We start from the raw sequence: 1158 nt of genomic DNA, 5'->3' as shown, positions 1-1158 counted from the left end.
ATGAGATTTCCCATAGCATAAGCTAGTAAGACCCCTTGAAGAACACAAGGTTGATAGGTCAGAGGTGTAAGTGTGGTAACATATTTAGCTGACTGATACTAATAGGTCGAGGGCTTGACCAATAAAAATTTGGAAATGTTAAAATTATTCATATGCAATTTTCAGAGAACACTCTGAAAAAAACAAATTAGAGATTTAGAATCTCACAGCATCTGGTGATGATGGCGTAGAGGAAACACTCCTTTCCATTCCGAACAGGAAAGTTAAGCTCTACAGCGTCGATGGTACTGCACGGGCGACTGTGTGGGAGAGTAGAACGTTGCCAGGTTAATAAGGATCTTTAGCTCAGTTGGTTAGAGCAACCGGCTCATAACCGGTTGGCCCGGGGTTCGAGTCCCTGAAGGTCCACCATATTCGGGGGTATAGCTCAGTTGGGAGAGCACTTGCCTTGCACGCAAGGGGTCAAGGGTTCGAATCCCTTTACCTCCACCAAAGCTACGATGATATCGTAGCTTTTTTTATGTTTATAATTAATATTTAGTATATAAGTGATTGGTATTAAAAGATATATTTAAGTTCTAATATTAATCAAATAGTCAAATATTATTAGGATACAAATTATAGAAAGCATTTTCTATAGTATAATTTAAATCTAAATATAAATATAAAACTAATTACAAATATATATTTAGTTTTAATTTTATAATATTTTATAATAGTAAGGCTTGATATAGATATGTTATTTATAGCACAAATCATATATTTCTATAAATAATAGCTGAAATATATAGATAACTCTTCCTTGTGTATCATAAGTATAAAAATAAAGATATATAAAGAAAAATAGAGAAAGATAAATATAATCTTATAAATTAATATATTTATAATGGGAAATTATTTTGTTTAAGTGATATTATAAAACCCGTCGCTGAGATAAATGACGAAAGTAGTAAAAAAAATACGAAAAAAAGTTGTTGACAAGTTATCTTATAAGTAGTAAGATAATGAAGTCGCTTGAGGGCGACAAAGAAAATGGTCTTTGAAAATTGAACAGAATAAAGTTAAGTAAAATAAACCAGCAATTCTTTTAAGTCTTAAAATTAAGACTCAAAGTAATTTGAGCAAAAGATTAAACTTTTTATTGAGAGTTTGATCCTG

2 tRNA genes and 2 rRNA genes are annotated in these 1158 nt (G+C 31.2%); all 4 read left to right on the top strand.

Annotated features, from left to right (window positions below):
* Positions 1-125 (top strand): 23S ribosomal RNA (locus GPX08_RS12810); the annotation flags it as partial.
* An 86-nt stretch (positions 126-211) separates the two neighbouring features.
* Positions 212-328: ribosomal RNA gene (rrf, locus tag GPX08_RS12805) — 5S ribosomal RNA — on the top strand.
* Between the two features lie 6 nt (positions 329-334).
* A tRNA-Ile gene (locus tag GPX08_RS12800) sits at positions 335-411 on the top strand.
* A gap of 5 nt (positions 412-416) precedes the next feature.
* Positions 417-492 (top strand) — tRNA-Ala (locus tag GPX08_RS12795).
* Positions 493-1158 lie beyond the last annotated feature (666 nt).

Origin of the sequence: Clostridium tertium (assembly GCF_902652255.1) — a bacterium.
In the GTDB taxonomy this organism is placed as follows: domain Bacteria; phylum Bacillota; class Clostridia; order Clostridiales; family Clostridiaceae; genus Clostridium; species Clostridium tertium_A.
Note: the sequence above shows the minus strand (reverse complement) of the source record. Positions and strands in the feature narration are given on the sequence as shown.